Origin of the sequence: Metamycoplasma equirhinis (genome assembly GCF_006385185.1) — a bacterium.
Classification (GTDB): Bacteria; Bacillota_I; Bacilli_A; order Mycoplasmatales; family Metamycoplasmataceae; genus Metamycoplasma; species Metamycoplasma equirhinis.
The window spans coordinates 1-695 of record NZ_VFIX01000021.1; the positions used below are offsets into that span (position 1 = coordinate 1).

Consider the following 695-nt stretch of genomic DNA (forward strand, 5'->3'; position numbering starts at 1 on the left):
CGCCGACTGTTTGAGCAAGATGTGCCAGTTCGGCATCGGTGCGATCCGATGCGGCGTTCTCTTGCGGCTGAAAGTCGCTGCCGAATAGGGCGGAGTAGAAGCTGGCGTAGAGTTTCGGGTCGTTTTGCCCCGCTACACAGTACGAGGCGGCCACCGCTCGCGTCGAATAGTTCTTGCTGTGCGACTGGTCGTCGAGGAAGTTGAGCAGGTGGTAGCGCACCGCCAGCTGCTTGTCGGCCACCGCGGTATCGATATCGCTCGCATACGACCTGATGAAACTGCCGCAGGGTGGACAGATGGGTTCGTTGAAAATGTCGATCGTTGTCGGCGCCACCGAGCTACCCACAAAGACACCGTCGTTGAGAACGCGGAGCTCGACCGCATCTGCGGGCGGCGGTGGCGGCGGTGCCGACGTGCGGGGTCCAGATGACCGCCACGGATGGGCAAGCGCGATACCCAGGCCGCCCGCCAGCGCCACCACGACGGCGACGGCAACACCAACCCACAACCAGGGCTGGCGGGCTGACCGGGGCAGCGGAGACGACGGTGGCCCCCATGGCGGCGCCCCGCCAGCCCATGGCGTCGGCTGCGGCCACCGGGTACCCGGTGACACCGGGTGAGTCGATGGCACCGGCAGCTTGGCCACCTGGCTGCGCCGCAAGATGTCGGTGGCACGATCCTGATCCGCGGTGGCC

At 66.3% G+C, this 695-nt stretch carries 1 pseudogene; it reads right to left on the bottom strand.

Annotated features, from left to right (window positions below):
* Positions 1-695, bottom strand: a pseudogene (gene pknE / locus FJM08_RS08465) (serine/threonine protein kinase PknE); the annotation flags it as partial.